This is a genomic window from Paraburkholderia sp. Ac-20342, from assembly GCF_017104985.1.
Taxonomy (GTDB): Bacteria; Pseudomonadota; Gammaproteobacteria; order Burkholderiales; family Burkholderiaceae; genus Paraburkholderia.
Genome location: NZ_JAAGPQ010000032.1, coordinates 24,149 through 41,465, shown reverse-complemented (window position 1 = coordinate 41,465; position 17,317 = coordinate 24,149). Strand labels below are relative to the sequence as shown.

Here is a 17,317-nt window from a genome sequence, read left to right as displayed (position 1 = left end):
TCCAGTAACGGGTGTGGGAGTGGGTTAGGCGCCCTGAGCGTTGAACTCCTCTTCCGACATGCGCTTCATGTCTTCAAGCGCCTCATCGTTACCGCAATAGAAATCGGGCAGTCGCTCTTTATTGAAGCGCTCCGGATCGCTCGCGAGATAGATCAATGTCGCCGCGGTAGACGTACCCATTGCCCACTCGAGAGCCTTTCCACCATCGCCAGCGAGAGTCACAATCCAGCCAGCGCGGCAATGCGCGGTGCCACATTCGTTGTGCCAGGTCGACATGTCGAGTGTGCACGGCTGGGATGCGGCCGCGTAGACCGCCTGATGGATATTGGGGATTTTCGGAACGCCGCTCAGGTCCGAGTCGCTCAGGGTCGAGCCGCTCAGGGTCGAGCCGCGCAGGGTCGAGCCGCTCAGGGTCGAGCCGCTCAGGTTCGAGTCGCTCAGGTCCGAGTCGCTCAGGTCCGAGCCGCGCAGGTTCGAGCCGCGCAGGTTCGAGTCGCTCAGGTCCGAGCCGCGCAGGTTCGAGCCGCTCAGGTCCGAGTCGCTCAGGTTCGAGCCGCGCAGGTCCGAGCCGCTCAGGGTCGAGCCGCGCAGGTTCGAGCCGCTCAGGGTCGAGCCGCGCAGGTTCGAGCCGCTCAGGGTCGAGCCGCTCAGGTTCGAGCCGCTCAGGTCCGAGTCGCTCAGGTCCGAGTCGCTCAGGTTCGAGTCGCGCAGGTCCGAGCCGCTCAGGTTCGAGCCGCTCAGGTCCGAGTCGCTCAGGTCCGAGTCGCTCAGGTCCGAGCCGCTCAGGTTCGAGCCGCGCAGGTTCGAGCCGCTCAGGTCCGAGCCGCTCAGGTCCGAGCCGCGCAGGTTCGAGCCGCGCAGGTTCGAGTCGCTCAGGTCCGAGCCGCGCAGGTTCGAGCCGCTCAGGTTCGAGTCGCTCAGGTTCGAGCCGCGCAGGTTCGAGCCGCGCAGGTTCGAGCCGCGCAGGTCCGAGCCGCGCAGGCTGACCCTGTTCTTCACGGCCAATTCGAGCGTCAGGCGCATCGAGTTGTTTTCGCAATCGTGTTCGAACAGGACGGCAGCGGTATAGCGATGCAGAATCTGGATTTTCATATCTTCCTCACAGGTGGTTGAGATGCGTGAGGCGAGTTCATGCTCGTCTCACAATAGAAGGGAAAAAGCGGGGCCAGGAATGCGCCCCTTCCAGCACGGGGACACAGCAAACCTGAAACGCCTATCTGGAAGGCATCACAGGTTTGACGGCCCATAAGGGCCGTGCATTCGGGGTTATTAATTCGCGAAGGGATCGCCGAAAAAGAACGGGTTGCCGGTCTGCGCCCGGATGGTTTCGATCACACCATTCGCCGCCGCTTCAAGCACCTTGTCGAAGCGAACCAGTTCGAACGTGAACGTCAATTTCTGATCGCGTACGCGATAACGCAGCCGCGCGTCGACGCGGTAGGCATCCCCGTTGCGGAAAACCGGAATACCGATCGAGAAGCGCTCGAAAAGCTTCATTTGCGCAAGCGTGCCGTCGTCATCGTCCTGGACAAACGACAGGTTAATGCCGCCGTTCTGCAGCCGAACCGCACTCTTGAAGCGCGAATCCTGATTCGCCTCGAACTGCAGCGCCATTTCCAGCATCTGCGAGCCGGTCGGCAGCGCTTCATCCGCGATCGGGCCGGCGATGTCCTTCATGTTCTCTTCGAGGAACGACGCGAAATCAACCTGGTTCATCGGCTGCTTGTGCTGACCGATCCAGCGCTTCCATTCCTCGCTGAATTCAGGCTTGAAGAACGCCCGATGGTCGCGCCATGCCGACTTCGTCGGATCTTCGCCGTTGTCGTTCAGGATCGCAGTGAAATCGACATGACCCGTCGGATAGTCGGCCTTGCACCACACGGTGGAATCGGTCAACGAGCCGTGACGCTTCACGTAGCCGATGAAATCGGTGGTGTTGTGGAGGCGCACGTTTGCCGTCTTGCGCAAGGGTGCGGCGAGGAATTTCGAATCGTCGAATTCCTTGATCTGCCAGCCTTCCGGGTAGGCAACACGCCGCACGGCCGCGGCGGTATTCATTGCGACTTCGACCGGTGCTTTCATTTCTCGCGCCAGCGAATCGGCAATGTTTTGCTGTTCGTGATGGATGCTCATAACGCGTACAGTTCCTTTTAAGGTTAGGCCGTTTTCAGTTCGGCGGGTTGAACAGCGGGTGCGTCGACGCTTTTCAGATCGAGCTTTTCCTGTCGCGGATCGTCCGCAACGAGATTGCCTTCCGGCGTCGCATACAACATTGCTTCGAGCGGATCATCAGCAGGTTTCTTGGTGGCGCACTTGCCCGTAACGAGCATTGCGCCCCCGCGGCTTGCTTTCTTGACGGTGAGCACGAGCGTCAGCGTGCCGCTGCCGCCGCTGGCGTCGATGGTGCGCACGAGGTCTGCGAACTGCTCGCTGGTGCGGTCGAGCAGCACACCGCCCGCGACTTTGCGCAGTACATCGGTGATAGGTCTTGCACTCATGAAATCCCCCTTGGGGTTGTGGTTAGACGGCTTAGAAGCGATACGCGCTTGCCGGTGCTGCAAACGCATCAAGCGAGTGGCCTTTGAGCGGGTCCAGCCGCAGCGTCGACCCCGCCGGACTCCACGAAGGCGCATCAATGCAATAGCCCGCATCCGCTTTGGAATCGAGATTGAAACCACAGTGGGCAATTACGCCGGTTTCGTTGCATGTGCAATGACCCATGCGGTCATGGAAGAAAAGCATTTCGGACTCACTCAAGGTCATTGGCGGCGCGCAACTTCGCATCGCGGCGCGCCGGCGGTTCTTCGTTTTCGCGGTCGGCGCGAGCGCGCGCACCCATTTCCAGACAGCGGCGAATCAGCGGATTCGTGATCGCGTCGACGGCCGAGCCGCGGCAACGCTGCAAACGAAACTCGCGTGCAACCATCGCATCGGTAACTGGAATTGGTGCGGGCATCGCATCACCTGTTAAAAATCCACGCCAGCAGCGCACCGACGGCGATCGCGGCAAAGAACGCGATCGTGAAGAGCGTTCCGGCATCCATGGAATCCTCAAAAAAAGGCCGCACGTGAAGGCCGGCGCAAAAACGCCCTGAGAGAGGCGCGGGGTTACTCGTACGTGCGGGGGTAATGCCCATCCGCTTCGTGTTCGTGTTCGCGATGCGCCGCCGGTACGTGAAACAACGGCACTTCAGACTCATGCTTCGCAGCGCGGTTAATGCCACCGACAATCACGCCGATGCATGCGCCGACCCAAAGGCCGCCGAGGACTGCTAACCAGATGTCGAGAGCCGTGTACATGGGTGAGCCTTTTCGGGATCAGGTGCGACGCGCGGCAACGCCGCTTTCGATTCGGGCTTGCTGACCATCCTCGCGGTTGCGACCACGCAATAGATGACGAGGATCACGAGCGCCGTCAGCCACGCTTTCAGATAGGCGCGCATTACCAAGCCCCCAAGAGGCGGCACAGCAGTTCGGCGACGAAGGGAGTGGCGGCGAGCGCGAGAAAGGACAGGGCCGGCCGGCGGGCGGTGCGCCGCGCGTACTGCGCGAGTTCTGCATCCGTCAGACCGCCCCGGCCGAAGTAGCTGACTTCGTCGGCGACGCGCGTCCGCGCTGTAAATCGGTTGACCGCCCGCGTGTTCATGAATCGCCCCAATGTTGTCCGTGTCGTATTGGAGTAATGCTACAAATATGTTTGTAGAAAAGCAAGATTAAATACAAACATTTTTGTAAGTTCGGGCGAAGAAAAGCCCGCATGCGCGGGCTCCTGTTTCTAAACTACCCTAGTTGGCACACATTACGCCCGGGTCGCACCGAAACCGGCGACGATCCAAGCAATGCCTTTGGCCGCGCCTAACCCGAGACCGCCTCCGATCAAAACCCCTATCGAGGACCACCGCGACTCACCGCCAAAGATCAAAACACCGACAGCGCAAACGGCAAAAATGCCAGCCCAAATCCATCCTAGAACAACGATTGCTTTGGCGATGCGGCGGATGCCTTCGGCGCTATTCACGGATTCACCTTCGCTGGTGCCGCAAGCCGGGGGAGGCCCGGGCGCGAATATTCGGGATCGTTTTTATCGAAACACTGGAAGGTTACGGTCGATTCGACGGGCGTCCATCCGCGAGCACCGGAAGTCTTGGGCGGCGCACTCTGCAGTTCTTTACCCATGCCCCCGCAGAATTCGCGCGCTTTCGCAATCGCGAGCGCCGTAGTCTCTCCGTGCGATTGAAAGCCTCCGCGCGTGGTTGCGTCGACCATGTATGTATCCTTTCCGATTTGCGTCACTTCGCTGACCGATTGGCAGCCGGCGAGCACCAGAGCAGCGCTAACCAATAATGGAATGGCTTTCAAACCCCCTCACTTCGCGCTCTGCGGCGCGGATTTAATTAACCGGTCGCGAGCTGCGTTAATTGCCGACCGAGCACGAACATGGGCTCGAGCAGGCAAATCGCATTGTCTTCATCCGCGCCGACCACGCCGAAGCGCGTCTCGCCGTCCGAACAGACGTCGATGAATAGATGGACTTCCACTTCGAACCCGGCTTTTTCCGACTTCCTCGTTCGATACTTGGCCATTGGCACGACATTGCTATGTGCCGGTTTTCCCTCTGTGTTTCTTCTGTCGCCCATCGCCGCCCCGCGTGGCAATCCGCTGATTTTCGATGCTGACCGCAGGGTTCTCAGTTCCCTCGGCCAACAGACCCTTTAGCAGGGAAAAACGGCGCGGGGTCAAGCGTTCTGCATGAAACGCCTCTCTCAGATCCGCGACGAATTGATCGATCTGCTCTACATCAATTTGTAAGGCAGAAGGGTTTTCGAAGAAATCGGGGTAAACGGGCGCTTCAAAGTTGGGTGATTTTGCCGTTAACGACGTCCCGGCCGGCTCGGCTACGGCGGCCGGGACTGGCTTTTTCCCGGAGCCGTATGCGAGCCACGAAACATCGCAATGCAGTACTTCAGCCAGCCGCGGCGTGTATTTGCTCGATTTCGCATTTTTATCGGGATCGAGCAGATGCTGAATGTTTTGCGGCTTACATGGGAGACCGACAAGCTTTGCGAGCGTCGATTGGTCATTGGTCGGCGATAGACCCCGGCAAACCATCGCCCAAGCCAAGCGTTCTGCGTAGGTATTCATACAAAGTATTTTGTAATACCGGTTTGCAAAAGTGCTTGTAGAATGCTACAAAGATGTTTGTAGACAATCGGCTGCCGCGCAATGACGAAAGAGCACATCGAGAAAGCCATCCTAATAGCGGGGTCGCAGGCGAGTCTTGCGAAGGCGATCGGCGTCACCCAGCAAACCATTTCCAACTGGAAGGAAGGTGGCGCTATTCGCCCCGAATATTGCAGCCGGATCGAGCGCTTCACGGATGGCGCCGTCACGCGCCAAGATCTGCGCCCCGATGACTGGCGAGAAATCTGGCCCGAACTAGAGGCCATTTTGCCGCGCCCGCTTGCGGCCTGATCTTGCGATCCAAGCCAACAGAACAGGTGACAGCATGAGCTACCTCGAAAAAAAGATGCGCGCCCGGCGCGCTTTCCTCGAAGCCGTCAATGCTGATCCATTTCATCGGACTGCTGCGGAGGCGGCCGCATTGCTTCGGCCGCCTTTCCCGCAGCTTCAAAAATTAAATCGACGTATTTCCTCACACGGCCGCCGCTCTCCAAGGCCGTTCCGTGTTGCGAAATGCGTGCATCTGGCTGCGTGGCTAGAAGCCGCGCAACGACGTGGTAATCCGTTGTCTGAACCCGAGAAAGCAGCGCTACGAGTACTGCTTGAAGCGCCTCCACTTGAATTTTCAGGTCGATGATTTCTTGACTATCCATCGGGGTTTCCTGTTGTAACTTGATCGGTGTGTGGAAACCCGATTCTGACACGACAGGAAGCCCCACCCATAAAGCGGTCCGGCCGCCGCCGGCGGCGCGCTAGGCGGTAACAGTGATAGCACTTTAGTGATCCTAACCGCAGAAAAACACGTTTGTCCGGAGAATTAATTGAACATCCTCGACACCGCGCATGCTGTTGCGCACGACTATCCGGGCGGTTGTGAATCGCTTGCGCCGCGGATTGGGATGTCTGCTGCAGTGCTGCGCAGCAAGGTCAACCCGAACACAGATACGCATCAACTCACCCTGGTGAATGCCGTACGGGTCACGGAGGTGGCGAACGACGACAGGATTCTTGAGGCGTGGGCTCGCGAGCGGGGCTATCTGCTTCACAAGGTGCCCGGCGTCGAGCACTGCTCCGACGAGGCAATCGTCGAGCTGATGGCTCAGACATGGGAAACGAACGGCGACATCGGGAAGGAAGTGAACCGTACGTTCGCCGATGGCCGTGTTCAGCAGCATGAAGTTGTTCGCGTGAAAGATCGTGTTTGGGCGCACATGAGAAAGCTGTTCGGGCTCGTCGGCCGTATCGAAGGCATGGCGGAGCGGGAATGATCGAACAGATCGCCATCGGCCTTTTCGGCGTGGCCGCCGTGTTCCTCTCGCAGGACGCGCGGCCGCGCCGCCGGCGCTTCGCGTGCCTGTTCGGGCTCGCCTCACAGCCATTCTGGTTCTACACGACGTGGAAGGCTGGCCAGTACGGCATTTTCGCGCTGTGCTTCCTCTACCTGTTCTCCTGGCTGCGCGGCTTCGTCGTGCACTGGGTATGGCGGCGCGCATGAGCATCGTTCACGAATCGCCGGTCTGGCCGCTCGAAATGCCCGGCCTGAAAAAGCTGGTGCTGCTCGCGATCTACCGGAACGCGGACATGCGCACGCTCGAAGGCTTCATGCTCGTGCAAAAGCTGGCGCTGGTCTGCGGCATCAGCGAATCGGCGGCGCGCAAGTTCAGTGGCGAGCTGGAGAAGGAAGGCTACTTCATCCGCATGCGGGTGCCGGGCCGCGGGATTCAGTACCGCCTCAGTCTCGAATGGGTGAAGCCATGAGCGCGATCCTCACCCTTTCGGGAAGCGCGGCGATCGCCGTCGCGACAGCGCGGCAGCGGCGGACAGATGCAATCTGGAATCTCGCGGTGCTCCCAACGCAAAAGCTGATCCTGCTTGCGCTCTCGGAGAAGGCCGACGACGCGGACACCTGTCAGCTGACGGTCGATTACCTCGTCAATCGCGCGAACGTCACGCGCATGACGGTCTTCGTCAGCCTGAACGCGCTGGAGCGCGCCGGGTTGCTCACGCGTGCCGGCCGGCCGGGCAGCGCGACGACCTACACCCTCACCGTGACGGGGGGGGCGCGCCAATGAGCGGATACGCCTACCAGTGGGCCAAGCGTCAGCGCGTTGGCGACAGCAGCACGAAGACGCTGCTGAAGACCTACGCGCATTGGGCGGCCGAGGACTATTCAACGTGGGTGTCGAACGACGAGCTGCTCGCCGACACCGAGCTCGATATCAAGACCGTGCGCAAGTGCCGGGACAAGCTGATCGCGCTCGGCTTTCTTGTCGAGACCAAGCGGCGCATGGGCAAGACGGGCAGCATCATTGTCTATCAGCTGCTTGCGCCAGAAGGTTCGGTCGTCGTGCAGCAGCTCGACCAGCAGACGCGCGAAACGCTCATGCTCAGCCCGCCGTCGCTGAAAGAGTACGAAGCGAAGCAGAACCAAAAACGGAGCTCCTCCAAATCCGGAGCCCCTAAGGGAGACCAAAAACGGAGCCCCTCCGAATCTGGAGCGGCTCCAGATTTACCGGGAAGCCCCTCCACATTTACCTCGAAGCCCCTCCAAATTTCCCCTGAAGCCCCTCCAAATTTGGACCCCAAGAGTAGAGTAGGTTTACAGGAGTTAGGTAGAGAGAGCGATGCGCGCGCGGAGCACACGCCGAACTCTCTCCCTCCGGACGAAGAAAACCAGAAAGCCGAACCGACCGCCGCGCGAATTCATCCGGACTGGAAGCCGACCGAAGAGCAGATCGCACAGGCGCTGCTCGATCAACCCGGCTGGGACGCCGCCGAAGTGGCGCGGCAGGCCCGCAAGTTCCGCAATTACTGGCTGGCCAAGCCCGGCAATGCCGCGCTGCGCGTCGACTGGTCAGCCACGTGGGAAAACTGGGTACTGAGCCACGACCCGGCGAAAGACCGCACAGCGCCGGCCGCCGGCGACGCGCCGCCCGCCACGGATGGCGCGTGGTACGAGGGAACGCCCGAAGTCATCGAAGCGCGCGGCGTCGCATTCGGCGTGCGGCCGCGTAAGCCGAACGAGCCGATCGCCATGTATCGCGTGCTGGTCGTGAAAGCCTCCAGGGACAAGGCCGCGATTGATTTCGTGCTGCGCGACGCGCGGCGTTTCAACTCCCAGCAGCTATTCGAGTTTGCCGTCGCGACATTCGGCGACGAACTGCTGCCCCCCGACTTCTACGCGTCATGAGCAAGAACCCACTTCGCTACCCGGAAAGCGCGATCGCGGGCGGTCGCTTCGGCACCGCTCGCGTGCGCGGGGAAATCGCCAGTGCGGCGGCGCGCCTGCAGTCCGAGGAAATGCCTGGGCTAGGCGCGGAGCTATCGAAGATGGTCGGCGATCCGCGCGCGGTGCACCGCCAGCTTGGCCGCTTGGGCGGCGGGAAGATGAACAAATCGGAAGCGGCATACGCGGCGCATCTGGAAGCGCGGCGGCATGTGGGCGACGTGCTCTGGTTCCGCTTCGAGGGTATCAAGCTTCGCCTCGCTGACAACACGTTCTTTACGCCGGATTTCGCGTTGATCGTCGCGAGCGGCGCGCTCGAACTGCACGAATTCAAGGGTTTCATGGAAGAAGACGCGAACGTGAAGTTGAAGGCGGCTGCGACGCAGTATCCGTTTGCTTTCCGCCTGGTGCGTAAGGCCAAGGGCGGCGGTTTCGATATCAGGGAGTTGTGATGGGCGCGAAATGGTCGAAGGCTGAAGAAGCCATCCTCATTGAAGTATCGCAAAGTGGCGTCACGCTGCTGTCGCAGATGCATCGCCTGCCCGGGCGTGAGTGGAATGCCGCGAAGTGCCATGCCTCACGGATGGGCATCAACCTTTCGGGGTTTGTAGCGTGGACGCCCGAAGAGCGTGCGACCCTTCGCGACATATGGGCGGGCTCTCTCTCGATCAAGGTAGGCATGAAGCGCTTGCCGAATCGCAGCTATGACGCTGCCCGGGCAGAGGCGATGCGCCTCGGCATCCTGGGTAAGCGCGGACGGACCGGGCGCATCGGATATGCATTCGTAAAGCCTGCAATCGAAGCGGCGCTTAAGGACTCGTCGCCGCTCCGTGCGGACCAGCTTGCGAAACTGACCGGTGCCACGGTGCGCCAAATCAACAAGGTGCTCAGCGCCGGGCGCGGGCAAACCTTCCGTGTCGATAGTTGGATGCGCAAGTCGACGTTCGGCGATGTGGCGGCGCGTTGGGCGCTTGGAAATAGCGCCGACGCCGAACGGCCAGCGCCAAAGACATCAGCTCAATGCTGCAGGGAATATAACCAGCGCGTGCTCGTTCGCGCGGGGCAGTTCGACCCGTTCGCGAGCCTTGTAATGCAGGTGGCGGCGTGACGCGGCGCGCGAACACGCGCGAGCGCGCACACATGGGCCGCATATCGCAGATGCAGTGCATCTGCTGCTTCCTGCTCGACCGACCGCAGACGAGCAGAACGGAAGTGCATCACGTGCGCGTGGGGCATGGCGGCGCGCAGCGGGCCGGCGACTTTTGCACCGTGCCGTTATGCGCCGACGACTGCCACCGCGGCAAGAATGGCGTGCACGGTGATCAAACCTATCTGCAGATTCTGAAGATGACGCAGCTCGACTTGCTCAACGCCACTTTGGAGCGGCTCTACGGATGAGACTGCTTGTGCGCATGCCGCTGCCCTTCGAGAGCGCAGACGGCTATGAAACGTTCGAATGCATCGCGGTGCGCGTGCGCCGACCGGTGATCGCGCCGAAGGCGGCCGCCGCCTATATCACTGTCGACATCGAATTACCGGAGAAGTATCGCGAATTCGCGGACCAGAAGCGCTTCAACGCCGATGGCACCTATCTGGTGGAAGCGGTGATCGCGCACAACCGCCGATCGCTCGCCGCGTTTCTCGCGAGCAACGACAACGAATGGGACGTGAGGGGTGCTTCGTGAACATCGACGAACTGAAAGGCGCTGAGCTTGATTTCTGGGTGGCCAAAGCACGGGGCTTCGAAGCCGAAGTGCGCAGCATGTACGGCCAAAGCTATTGCCGTATCGACGTGCACGGCGGCGGCTATCAGATTTACGAGCCCACCAGCAACGTGCTGTTGGCGGGCGCCATCGCGTTCGAACGTCACTACACGGTCTTTCCTCGTCGCGATGCATGCGCCGGGGGCGTGCCGCCCGTTTGGATATGGCTCGCCGAAGCCCAACAGAACCCGAACTTTCACGGGCTGTTCTGTGACGCTTCGCCGAATGTCGCTATCTGCCGTCTGTGCGTCGCCGAGGCGATCGCGGAAAAGCGGTTGGTTGATATCACCGAACTGCCGCGGCCGGCAGCCGCTGCGCCCCGCGATTTCGATAGCCGCGGCGTTGCCGCAATGAGCGATATGCAGGCCGAACAGAGTCTTTTGCGCTGGAAAGCGCGCCACGAGCAGCACCTTCTTTAACTACCTGGGAAATCCATGAAGCTCCATATTGGAACGAAGCTGGTCAATCTGCAGCCGATGACGCGGCAGGAATACAACGATTTCCGTGGCTGGGTCTTGCCGCTCAATGAAATCGGCTCCGACGAAGGCTATCTCGTCGAATACCTCGACGGCGGCAAGCCGAACACGACCGAGTATGCGGGCTATGTTTCATGGTCTCCGAAAGCGCAGGCAGACGCTGCGTATCGCGCGGCCGACGGCTTGCCGTTCGGCCTCGCAGTCGAAGCAGCGAAGAAGGGTCAGCGCATCGCGCGCTTGGGGTGGAACGGCAAAGGCCAGTTCGTCTATTACGTGCCTGCGAATTCGTACCCGGTGCAGACAGGGGCGGCCAAGGCGCACTTTGGCGACGGTTCGATGGTGCCGTACAACGCGTATCTTGCACTCAAGGGAGTCGACGATACGGTCAGCACTTGGGCGCCGTCCATATCCGACTGCCTCGCGGACGATTGGCAAATCATCGAGTAATCGGCGGGAGGTCGCCTTCGGGGCAGCGGACGTTGCGCGTAAGACCCCCCGGCAACCATCTACATCTATTCACATGGAGAATCGTGCATGAAGATTGAGCGCCTTGATATAGGCGGTTGGAAGCCGATCGGCCTTACCTACGAGACAGCCGACGACGAGTGTCGATCGCGGTGCAATGCCATCGTGTTGTACGCGTTCCGCAGACGCATCGAATGGCGTCTGCCTGAGTTCCTAAAGCCATACTCGCGATGGATCGATACGTCTGTCTACTCGTGGTCCACAAATCCAGCCCGAGGTTATTTCGACATCCACTCCCGCGAGTGGGGATTTCGCGTATCGGAAGGGTTCTTGCAGGTGTTCTTCGGCGCGCAGACCAATGACAGCACTACTACGAAGTCGTGGTGCACACATCTGCCTTGGACGCAGTGGCGTTTCGTGCGCGAAAGCTATTTCGGTCTTCAAGGCGAGTTGCTTCGTACGTTCGGTGACCGAGAGGCGCGCGGCTTCGAGAACATCACGAATAAGCTCGCCTATGAGAAGACAGTCCCCAAGCGGGTGTTTCGCTTCCTCGACTACGACGGCGAAGAAATTGAGGCCGCGACTCACATCGAGGAATTCGAGTTTCACTTTGGTCAAGGCTGGTTCAAATGGCTCTCGCTATTCCGGCGTGCACGCGTGCGACGTTCGCTCGACATCGCCTTCAGCAAGGAAGTTGGACCTGAAAAAGGTTCGTGGAAAGGGGGTACGCTCGGACACGGTATTGAGTTGCGACCGGGCGAATTGCACGCGGATGGATTCGCGCGCTACGCCGACGAACATCGATTTACCCTGATCGACTGAGCGCCGATGCCGTCCACTGTTTGCATTGACTGGTTCCGCGTCCTCGCTGACCTTTGCGGGGACGGCTTTTCCCTATACAAACTCTCGCGTATCACGTCGATCCCCCGCAGTTCGCTGCAGAGTTACCGGAACGGCGTCGAGCCGTCGCACTCGATCGGCTCATTGCTTTTGATCGCTTGGGCAATCAAAACCGGCAGCGATCCGAGCGAAGCGCCGATGATTCGAGCGCCTCAACGCAATTTAGCCAAGATTTCGTCTAGCAATATGTCGGATACTGCCGGTTGCTGATTGGCTGTTATCCGATTTATTTAGGTCTATTTATTTTACGGGTAATGAAGCCAGCATGACTGAACCGACTCGAAAACCTATTCCGAAGCGAGAGCGCTTTGTCGATGAATTCCTCGTCGATCTGAATGGGACGCAGGCGGCGATTCGTGCGGGATATAGCCCCAAGACCGCTGTGAAGCAGGCCTCGCGGCTGTTGACGAAAGCAGATATTCAGGAAGCGATTGCCGCTCGGCGACTGTCGATGGCGAGCAAGTTTGAAATAACGCGTGAACGGGTGCTCGAAGAATATGCGCGGTTAGCTTTTTCTGACCCCCGCAATTTCTATCGTCCGGATGGAACGCTGAAAGATGTTCCCGAGCTGGATGCGGCCACGGCCGCTTCGCTCGCAGGGTTCGAAGTCGTCACGCAGCAGACGGTTGAGGTCGACGAGGAAGGCAACACGACGCCCGCGCCGACGGTTACGAAAAAGGTCAAGTGGGCCGACAAGAAAAGTGCGCTCGACAGCATTGCGCGCTTGATGGGCTGGAATCAGGACAGGGTGAAGAGCGAAATATCCGGACCGGCCGGCGGTCCGATCGTCACGACGACGGTTGACGTTACCTCTCTCTCCGAAGAGCAATTGCGGGCATTGGCATCTATCAAGGTCGATTGAATGGGCGGTCGGGATTTCACTGTTGAAGACGTTATGGCCGCGCGGCGATTGCTCGCGCGCCGCAGCCTTCCCGACTTCGCATGCATGGTAGACATTCCGACCGTGCCCATTACCGATGCTGCTGACGAGGACCAGTTCTCGATGATGCGCATCGGCAAGCTCGCCGCGCACCATCATTTGCTTTGCACGAAGCTGCAGGGCATCGACGACGGTACGATTCCGAACCTCATGGTACTCATGCCGCCGGGCTCGGCGAAGAGCACTTACAGCGATATCGTCTTCGTTCCGTGGTTCATGGCGCGCAAGCCGCGCCGCAACACCATTCTTGCGAGCTACGCGACCGAAATCGCGATGAAGCAAGGGCGCCGTGCGCGGCAGCTCGTGAAGTCGATGAGCTTTCAACGCCTGATGAATATCGGGCTTGTCAGCGACAACCGGGCCGCGCACCAATGGACGCTCGATAACGGTTCTGAATTCATGGCAGGCGGTCTGCTTGCTGGTTTGACGGGTAACCGCGGCGCGCTCGGCGTGCTCGACGATCCGATCAAGGGCCGCAAGGAAGCCGAGTCCGAGACGGTCCGCAATTCGACATGGGACGCCTATATCGATGACTTTTGCTCGCGCCTTATCCCGGGCGCGCCGCAGGTAATCATCCAGACACGTTGGCACGAAGACGACGTGGCCGGCCGCATTCTGCCGGAAGACTGGGACGGCGAGTCGGGTGTGTTCAAAGGCCGCGACGGTCGTGTGTGGCACGTCATCTGTCTGCCGGCGATCGCGGACCGCGCTGATGATCCGCTCGGCCGCCAGATTGGCGAAACGCTATGGCCCGAATGGTTCAGCCTGCAGCATTGGGAGCCGTTCAAGCTCAATCGCCGCACGTGGTCTTCCCTGTATCAGCAGAAGCCCGCGCCCGCCGAGGGCACCTACTTCCAGAAGCACTGGTTTCGGCGGTACCGCCCGGGCAGTCAGCCGCTGCGCCTCAACTACTACATGACGAGCGATCACGCGCCGAGCGGCACCGACACGGCCGATTTCGCATGCGTGCGTGTGTGGGGAGTTGACCATTTCGAAAACGTCTATCTGATCGATGGCTTTCGCGAACAGATCACGATGGACAAGCTGTGCGCCAATGTGGTCGGCAACGTGAAGGCTGCGGAGAACCATGAGGTTCCGCCCGAGGAAAAGCGCACCGGTCTGATTCGCAAGTACCGGCCGCTCGCTTGGTTTCCGGAAGACGACAACAACTGGAAATCGGTCGCCGGTTTCGTTACCGCCGCGATGCGCCGCGAGAAGCAGTTCGTTCGCATTGAACCAATCAGCCCGCACGGCAACGATAAAGAGGTCAAGGCGCAGGCGTTTCAGGGCATGGCCTCGAGCGGCTGCATCTGGTTACCGGACGGGCCGGAAGGCGACGACGTGCTCGACCAGTACATCAAGTTCCCGACCGCGAAGCACGACGACGAGGTCGACGCTGGCAGCTTGATTGGTCGCGCGATCGCCGATGCGCACCCCGCCATTATTCCGGTGAAGGAGCAGCGGCCGGTCGAGCGCGACAGCTGGGACCGCGCGTTCAACAACGATGACACGGATGACGGATCATGGAAAACAGCCTGACCGTCACGGCGAATATCGGTTACGACCAGTCCGGCGCGGACGACGCACCGGACGCGACCGTGTTGTGCCGGTGGTTCGAAGAGTCTGAGTGGATGACGCGCGACCCGCGCGAGCGTTCTGAGCGCGCACGCGATTACTACGATGGTAAGCACTGGACGCCGCGCGAACTGGAGATTCTCCGAAAGCGCGGTCAGCCCGCGGTGACGGTCAACTACGTCAAGCGCAAGGTGGAGTACCTGCGCGGCTTCGAGCGCCGCATGCGGAGCGATCCGAAGGCATTCCCGCGTGACCCGGCTGAAGAGCAACTTAGTGAAGCCGCGACCGATTCGCTGCGCTACGTCGCCGACCGCAATGACTTCGACGTCATTCGGTCTGACGTGTACGAAGACATGCTGATCGAAGGCTATGGCGGCGTCGATATCACCGCAGTACAGAGCCCCGATGGTTACGACGTCGATATCGCGCGCATCCCGTGGGATCGTATCTGGTACGACGCGTATAGCCGTCAGAAGGATTTCAGCGACGCACGGTACAAGGGGGCATCGTGATCTGGTCCGACAAGCAGCAGGCCATCGACGATTACCCGGGCCGCGAAGACATCATCGAAGCGACGCTCAATTCGAACTCGATGAGCCAGACATACGACGATCGTCCGAAGTTCTCGACGTGGTGCGATAACCGCCGCACTCGCGTGCGTATCGTCCAGTGCCATTTCATCTGGAAAGGCGTCTGGATGATTGCGACGTTCACCAAGGGTGGCTATCTCGAAGAGCCGATGGTGTCGCCGTATCTCGATCGCAACGGCCAGCCGACGAGCACGCTTCATCTGCGCTCGGCGTATGTCGATCGCGAGAACAACCGGTACGGGCATGTCACGGACATGCTTTCGCTGCAGGACGAGTTGAACAAACGCCGTTCCAAGGCGCTGCACCTTATCAGCGTGCGGCAGACCTTCGGCAATCAGAACGCCATTCGCGACCTTGATCAGGCGCGCCGCGAACTCGCGAAACCGGACGGGCATATCGAAATCCAGAACGCCGGTGAGTTGAACAAGGATTTCGGCATCTTGCCCACCGGCGATATGGCGGCCGCGCAAATCGAGTTGATGCAGCAGGTAACCGGCGAACTTCAGGCAAGCGGCCCGAATGCCGCGATGGCCGGCAAGGATCCTCGCATTCAGTCGGGCCGCGCGATTCAGTCACAGCAAGCCGGTGGCGCGATCGAGGTCGAACCGATTATCGACGACCTTCGCCAGTGGACGAAGCAGGTTTATGAGGCTTCCTGGTTGTGCATTCGCCAGTTCTGGACGAGTGAGAAATGGATTCGCGTCACCGACGACGAGCGAAACGCGAAGTGGGTCGGCCTTAATCAGCCCGTGACGCTTCAGCAGGCTCTCGGCGAACTCGACCCTGCGGAGGCCGCGCAATACCTGCAACAGGTTCAGCCTCCCATGCAGCCGAATGATCCGCGTTTGCAGCAGATTGTGCGCGTCGACAACGACATTGCCGGGCTCGACGTCGATATCACGATCGAGGAAGGTCCGGACGTCGCCAACATTCAGGCCGAGCAGTTCCAGATGCTCACGCAGCTCGCGCAATCGGGCGTTCCGTTGCCGCCGGCAGTGCTGATCGAAGCGTCTCAGCTCCGCAATAAAGACAAGCTCATTGAAATGCTCGAGCAATCACAGCAGCAGAACGCTGGTGCTCAGCAGCAGGCTCAGCAGATCAACACGGCGAAGGCCCAGGCGGATATCTCCAAGACGACTGCCGAGGCCGAACACGCACACGCGCAGGCCGTGAAAGCGATGAGCGAGGCGCATCAGCCGCAGGAGCCGGCGGCCGCCGCTGTGCCCGCACAGGGACCGTCGACTCTCGACCAGATGAAGACTGCGGCCGAAATCAGAAAGCTCGATGCGCAGGCCGGTGCTGCGCAATCCACCGCTATCAGGAACATCGCGGCTGCGCAGCAGGCGCCGCAGGTCGTACAGATTGAGCAGTAGCCGCCGCCGGGCTTCGGGCGTGTATGACTGCCGCCGGGTCGAATCGGGCGTTGTTGGGAGCTAGAAATGGAAAGCTTGGAAAACGTTCTTCGCGGAGAGTCGAGCAATGTCAATACCGCTGCTGCAACAGTTGACAACGCTCAAACTCAAGGCACGGGCGAAACGCAGACGACGGCGCAGCCAGCAGGAGAAAGCGAAGGCGCGCAACAACAGTCTGCAGATGGTGCGCCGCCGGCACCCGAACAGGACAAGCTAGTTCCGTTGAAAGCGCTGGAAGAAGAGCGTAAAGGCCGTCAGGACTGGAAGGAAAAGGCCATTCGCTTCGAGGAAGAGCTTAAGCATCTGCGCGCCGGCGGCGGGCAGCAAGGTCAGCAGCAACAGCAACAGCAAACGCCGTTGACCTTTGAACAGGCGCTTCTCAATGAGCGGATGAACGTCTCCGAAATGATGTTGCGCAACCAGCATCAGGACGTGGACGAAAAGCTCGCGGTGTTCCAAGCAGAAGTAGCGAAGAACCCCGCGCTGGGTGCGGAACTGGCGAAGCAGCGGCATCCATGGGAATGGATGTACAAGCAGGCCCAGCGTATCCAGGCGTTGACCGACATCGGCGACGATCCGACCGCGTATGAAGCGAAGCTGCGCGAAAAGATCATGGCTGAAATTCAAGGTCAGCAGCAACAGCAACAACAGGCCGAAGCCTCCACGACGCAAGCCTCCGCGCCCGCTCTTCCGAAATCACTGGCGACTGCCCGTTCTGCCGGCCCCCGATCGGCGCCGACGTGGACCGGGCCGACGCCACTCAATGACATTCTGAAACCGAGGTAACAA

The 17,317-nt window shown here is 60.3% G+C and carries 29 protein-coding genes; 18 read left to right on the top strand and 11 right to left on the bottom strand.

Annotated elements, in window-relative coordinates; all coding sequences use genetic code 11:
• Positions 1-24: 24 nt before the first annotated feature.
• The 10 genes from G3N58_RS15275 to G3N58_RS15230 all read right to left on the bottom strand — a co-directional run bounded on the left by G3N58_RS15275 (position 25) and on the right by G3N58_RS15230 (position 5,142).
• Positions 25-1,092, bottom strand: coding sequence for a pentapeptide repeat-containing protein (locus G3N58_RS15275; RefSeq protein WP_205999545.1), 1,068 nt, complete (start codon positions 1,090-1,092; stop codon positions 25-27).
• 177 nt (positions 1,093-1,269) lie between these two features.
• On the bottom strand, positions 1,270-2,133 hold the full coding sequence (locus G3N58_RS15270) for a DUF2303 family protein (protein ID WP_205999544.1): 864 nt from the start codon (positions 2,131-2,133) through the stop codon (positions 1,270-1,272).
• A gap of 23 nt (positions 2,134-2,156) precedes the next feature.
• Positions 2,157-2,567, bottom strand: coding sequence for a hypothetical protein (locus G3N58_RS15265; protein WP_241017123.1), 411 nt, complete (start codon positions 2,565-2,567; stop codon positions 2,157-2,159).
• A 182-nt stretch (positions 2,568-2,749) separates the two neighbouring features.
• Positions 2,750-3,040: a hypothetical protein gene (locus G3N58_RS15260; protein ID WP_205999543.1), complete on the bottom strand. Its 291-nt coding sequence runs from the start codon at positions 3,038-3,040 to the stop codon at positions 2,750-2,752.
• Positions 3,041-3,108: 68 nt separating this feature from the next.
• Entirely contained in the window at positions 3,109-3,300 is a 192-nt protein-coding gene (locus G3N58_RS15255; protein WP_205999542.1) for a hypothetical protein, read from the bottom strand.
• Between the two features lie 142 nt (positions 3,301-3,442).
• Entirely contained in the window at positions 3,443-3,646 is a 204-nt protein-coding gene (locus G3N58_RS15250; RefSeq protein WP_205999541.1) for a hypothetical protein, read from the bottom strand.
• Between the two features lie 153 nt (positions 3,647-3,799).
• Positions 3,800-4,018: a hypothetical protein gene (locus G3N58_RS15245; protein WP_205999540.1), complete on the bottom strand. Its 219-nt coding sequence runs from the start codon at positions 4,016-4,018 to the stop codon at positions 3,800-3,802.
• Positions 4,015-4,266 carry a hypothetical protein gene (locus G3N58_RS15240; RefSeq protein ID WP_205999539.1) on the bottom strand — a complete coding sequence of 84 codons (252 nt, stop codon included), beginning with the start codon at positions 4,264-4,266 and terminating at the stop codon, positions 4,015-4,017. Before G3N58_RS15240 ends, G3N58_RS15245 begins: the two co-directional genes overlap by 4 nt.
• Before the next feature lie 128 nt (positions 4,267-4,394).
• The gene (locus tag G3N58_RS15235; protein ID WP_205999538.1) at positions 4,395-4,583 is read right to left on the bottom strand and encodes a hypothetical protein; all 189 of its coding nucleotides are present in this window, start codon (positions 4,581-4,583) and stop codon (positions 4,395-4,397) included.
• A 13-nt stretch (positions 4,584-4,596) separates the two neighbouring features.
• Entirely contained in the window at positions 4,597-5,142 is a 546-nt protein-coding gene (locus tag G3N58_RS15230) for a hypothetical protein (RefSeq protein ID WP_205999537.1), read from the bottom strand.
• Positions 5,143-5,223: 81 nt separating this feature from the next.
• Between G3N58_RS15230 and G3N58_RS15225 the strand changes: the two genes are divergently transcribed.
• Complete coding sequence (locus G3N58_RS15225; protein ID WP_205999536.1) at positions 5,224-5,472, top strand: Cro/CI family transcriptional regulator; 249 nt, start codon at positions 5,224-5,226, stop codon at positions 5,470-5,472.
• 86 nt (positions 5,473-5,558) lie between these two features.
• Here G3N58_RS15225 and G3N58_RS15220 read toward each other — a convergent pair whose 3' ends face one another.
• On the bottom strand, positions 5,559-5,834 hold the full coding sequence (locus tag G3N58_RS15220) for a hypothetical protein (protein WP_205999535.1): 276 nt from the start codon (positions 5,832-5,834) through the stop codon (positions 5,559-5,561).
• A 168-nt stretch (positions 5,835-6,002) separates the two neighbouring features.
• On the opposite strand from G3N58_RS15220, the gene G3N58_RS15215 reads away from it, so the two are divergent.
• From G3N58_RS15215 to G3N58_RS15135, 17 genes are all read left to right on the top strand, one after another.
• A complete protein-coding gene (locus G3N58_RS15215; protein ID WP_205999534.1) occupies positions 6,003-6,449 on the top strand; it encodes a phage regulatory CII family protein in 447 nt (148 codons plus the stop codon).
• A complete protein-coding gene (locus G3N58_RS15210) occupies positions 6,446-6,676 on the top strand; it encodes a hypothetical protein (RefSeq protein ID WP_205999533.1) in 231 nt (76 codons plus the stop codon). The genes G3N58_RS15215 and G3N58_RS15210 overlap by 4 nt, the downstream gene beginning before the upstream one ends.
• Positions 6,673-6,939, top strand: coding sequence for a hypothetical protein (locus G3N58_RS15205; RefSeq protein ID WP_205999532.1), 267 nt, complete (start codon positions 6,673-6,675; stop codon positions 6,937-6,939). Before G3N58_RS15210 ends, G3N58_RS15205 begins: the two co-directional genes overlap by 4 nt.
• Complete coding sequence (locus G3N58_RS15200; protein WP_205999531.1) at positions 6,936-7,253, top strand: hypothetical protein; 318 nt, start codon at positions 6,936-6,938, stop codon at positions 7,251-7,253. Before G3N58_RS15205 ends, G3N58_RS15200 begins: the two co-directional genes overlap by 4 nt.
• A complete protein-coding gene (locus G3N58_RS15195) occupies positions 7,250-8,371 on the top strand; it encodes a hypothetical protein (RefSeq protein WP_205999530.1) in 1,122 nt (373 codons plus the stop codon). Before G3N58_RS15200 ends, G3N58_RS15195 begins: the two co-directional genes overlap by 4 nt.
• The gene (locus G3N58_RS15190; RefSeq protein WP_241017118.1) at positions 8,368-8,859 is read left to right on the top strand and encodes a hypothetical protein; all 492 of its coding nucleotides are present in this window, start codon (positions 8,368-8,370) and stop codon (positions 8,857-8,859) included. Before G3N58_RS15195 ends, G3N58_RS15190 begins: the two co-directional genes overlap by 4 nt.
• Positions 8,859-9,515 carry a hypothetical protein gene (locus G3N58_RS15185; protein WP_205999529.1) on the top strand — a complete coding sequence of 219 codons (657 nt, stop codon included), beginning with the start codon at positions 8,859-8,861 and terminating at the stop codon, positions 9,513-9,515. The genes G3N58_RS15190 and G3N58_RS15185 overlap by 1 nt, the downstream gene beginning before the upstream one ends.
• 32 nt (positions 9,516-9,547) lie before the next feature.
• Positions 9,548-9,805 carry a hypothetical protein gene (locus G3N58_RS15180; RefSeq protein ID WP_205999528.1) on the top strand — a complete coding sequence of 86 codons (258 nt, stop codon included), beginning with the start codon at positions 9,548-9,550 and terminating at the stop codon, positions 9,803-9,805.
• Positions 9,802-10,092, top strand: a complete 291-nt coding sequence (locus tag G3N58_RS15175) for a hypothetical protein (RefSeq protein ID WP_205999527.1) — start codon at positions 9,802-9,804, stop codon at positions 10,090-10,092. The genes G3N58_RS15180 and G3N58_RS15175 overlap by 4 nt, the downstream gene beginning before the upstream one ends.
• Positions 10,089-10,589 (top strand): DUF2591 family protein, encoded by a 501-nt coding sequence (locus tag G3N58_RS15170; protein WP_205999526.1) that lies wholly within the window; start codon positions 10,089-10,091, stop codon positions 10,587-10,589. Before G3N58_RS15175 ends, G3N58_RS15170 begins: the two co-directional genes overlap by 4 nt.
• 15 nt (positions 10,590-10,604) lie before the next feature.
• A complete protein-coding gene (locus G3N58_RS15165; protein ID WP_205999525.1) occupies positions 10,605-11,093 on the top strand; it encodes a DUF2829 domain-containing protein in 489 nt (162 codons plus the stop codon).
• Between the two features lie 87 nt (positions 11,094-11,180).
• Positions 11,181-11,933 carry a hypothetical protein gene (locus G3N58_RS15160; RefSeq protein WP_205999524.1) on the top strand — a complete coding sequence of 251 codons (753 nt, stop codon included), beginning with the start codon at positions 11,181-11,183 and terminating at the stop codon, positions 11,931-11,933.
• A 343-nt stretch (positions 11,934-12,276) separates the two neighbouring features.
• Positions 12,277-12,873 (top strand): terminase small subunit, encoded by a 597-nt coding sequence (locus tag G3N58_RS15155; protein ID WP_205999523.1) that lies wholly within the window; start codon positions 12,277-12,279, stop codon positions 12,871-12,873.
• Between the two features lie 84 nt (positions 12,874-12,957).
• Complete coding sequence (locus G3N58_RS15150; RefSeq protein WP_205999522.1) at positions 12,958-14,490, top strand: terminase family protein; 1,533 nt, start codon at positions 12,958-12,960, stop codon at positions 14,488-14,490.
• Entirely contained in the window at positions 14,475-15,038 is a 564-nt protein-coding gene (locus G3N58_RS15145; protein WP_205999521.1) for a hypothetical protein, read from the top strand. Before G3N58_RS15150 ends, G3N58_RS15145 begins: the two co-directional genes overlap by 16 nt.
• Before the next feature lie 227 nt (positions 15,039-15,265).
• On the top strand, positions 15,266-16,489 hold the full coding sequence (locus G3N58_RS15140; RefSeq protein WP_205999520.1) for a hypothetical protein: 1,224 nt from the start codon (positions 15,266-15,268) through the stop codon (positions 16,487-16,489).
• Positions 16,490-16,555: 66 nt separating this feature from the next.
• Positions 16,556-17,314, top strand: coding sequence for a hypothetical protein (locus tag G3N58_RS15135; protein ID WP_205999519.1), 759 nt, complete (start codon positions 16,556-16,558; stop codon positions 17,312-17,314).
• Positions 17,315-17,317: the final 3 nt, after the last annotated feature.

Coding starts and splice junctions, on each gene's coding strand:
- G3N58_RS15250 (WP_205999541.1), bottom strand. CDS start 3,646: ATGAACACGCGGGCGGTCAACCGATTTACAGCGCGGACGCGCGTCGCC.
- G3N58_RS15210 (WP_205999533.1), top strand. CDS start 6,446: ATGATCGAACAGATCGCCATCGGCCTTTTCGGCGTGGCCGCCGTGTTC.
- G3N58_RS15270 (WP_205999544.1), bottom strand. CDS start 2,133: ATGAGCATCCATCACGAACAGCAAAACATTGCCGATTCGCTGGCGCGA.
- G3N58_RS15255 (WP_205999542.1), bottom strand. CDS start 3,300: ATGTACACGGCTCTCGACATCTGGTTAGCAGTCCTCGGCGGCCTTTGG.
- G3N58_RS15230 (WP_205999537.1), bottom strand. CDS start 5,142: ATGAATACCTACGCAGAACGCTTGGCTTGGGCGATGGTTTGCCGGGGT.
- G3N58_RS15220 (WP_205999535.1), bottom strand. CDS start 5,834: ATGGATAGTCAAGAAATCATCGACCTGAAAATTCAAGTGGAGGCGCTT.
- G3N58_RS15265 (WP_241017123.1), bottom strand. CDS start 2,567: ATGCGTTTGCAGCACCGGCAAGCGCGTATCGCTTCTAAGCCGTCTAAC.
- G3N58_RS15240 (WP_205999539.1), bottom strand. CDS start 4,266: ATGGTCGACGCAACCACGCGCGGAGGCTTTCAATCGCACGGAGAGACT.
- G3N58_RS15205 (WP_205999532.1), top strand. CDS start 6,673: ATGAGCATCGTTCACGAATCGCCGGTCTGGCCGCTCGAAATGCCCGGC.
- G3N58_RS15135 (WP_205999519.1), top strand. CDS start 16,556: ATGGAAAGCTTGGAAAACGTTCTTCGCGGAGAGTCGAGCAATGTCAAT.
- G3N58_RS15175 (WP_205999527.1), top strand. CDS start 9,802: ATGAGACTGCTTGTGCGCATGCCGCTGCCCTTCGAGAGCGCAGACGGC.
- G3N58_RS15195 (WP_205999530.1), top strand. CDS start 7,250: ATGAGCGGATACGCCTACCAGTGGGCCAAGCGTCAGCGCGTTGGCGAC.
- G3N58_RS15160 (WP_205999524.1), top strand. CDS start 11,181: ATGAAGATTGAGCGCCTTGATATAGGCGGTTGGAAGCCGATCGGCCTT.
- G3N58_RS15180 (WP_205999528.1), top strand. CDS start 9,548: ATGGGCCGCATATCGCAGATGCAGTGCATCTGCTGCTTCCTGCTCGAC.
- G3N58_RS15145 (WP_205999521.1), top strand. CDS start 14,475: ATGGAAAACAGCCTGACCGTCACGGCGAATATCGGTTACGACCAGTCC.
- G3N58_RS15275 (WP_205999545.1), bottom strand. CDS start 1,092: ATGAAAATCCAGATTCTGCATCGCTATACCGCTGCCGTCCTGTTCGAA.
- G3N58_RS15200 (WP_205999531.1), top strand. CDS start 6,936: ATGAGCGCGATCCTCACCCTTTCGGGAAGCGCGGCGATCGCCGTCGCG.
- G3N58_RS15260 (WP_205999543.1), bottom strand. CDS start 3,040: ATGCCGGAACGCTCTTCACGATCGCGTTCTTTGCCGCGATCGCCGTCG.
- G3N58_RS15185 (WP_205999529.1), top strand. CDS start 8,859: ATGGGCGCGAAATGGTCGAAGGCTGAAGAAGCCATCCTCATTGAAGTA.
- G3N58_RS15165 (WP_205999525.1), top strand. CDS start 10,605: ATGAAGCTCCATATTGGAACGAAGCTGGTCAATCTGCAGCCGATGACG.
- G3N58_RS15235 (WP_205999538.1), bottom strand. CDS start 4,583: ATGGCCAAGTATCGAACGAGGAAGTCGGAAAAAGCCGGGTTCGAAGTG.
- G3N58_RS15155 (WP_205999523.1), top strand. CDS start 12,277: ATGACTGAACCGACTCGAAAACCTATTCCGAAGCGAGAGCGCTTTGTC.
- G3N58_RS15190 (WP_241017118.1), top strand. CDS start 8,368: ATGAGCAAGAACCCACTTCGCTACCCGGAAAGCGCGATCGCGGGCGGT.
- G3N58_RS15225 (WP_205999536.1), top strand. CDS start 5,224: ATGACGAAAGAGCACATCGAGAAAGCCATCCTAATAGCGGGGTCGCAG.
- G3N58_RS15140 (WP_205999520.1), top strand. CDS start 15,266: ATGGTGTCGCCGTATCTCGATCGCAACGGCCAGCCGACGAGCACGCTT.
- G3N58_RS15150 (WP_205999522.1), top strand. CDS start 12,958: ATGGTAGACATTCCGACCGTGCCCATTACCGATGCTGCTGACGAGGAC.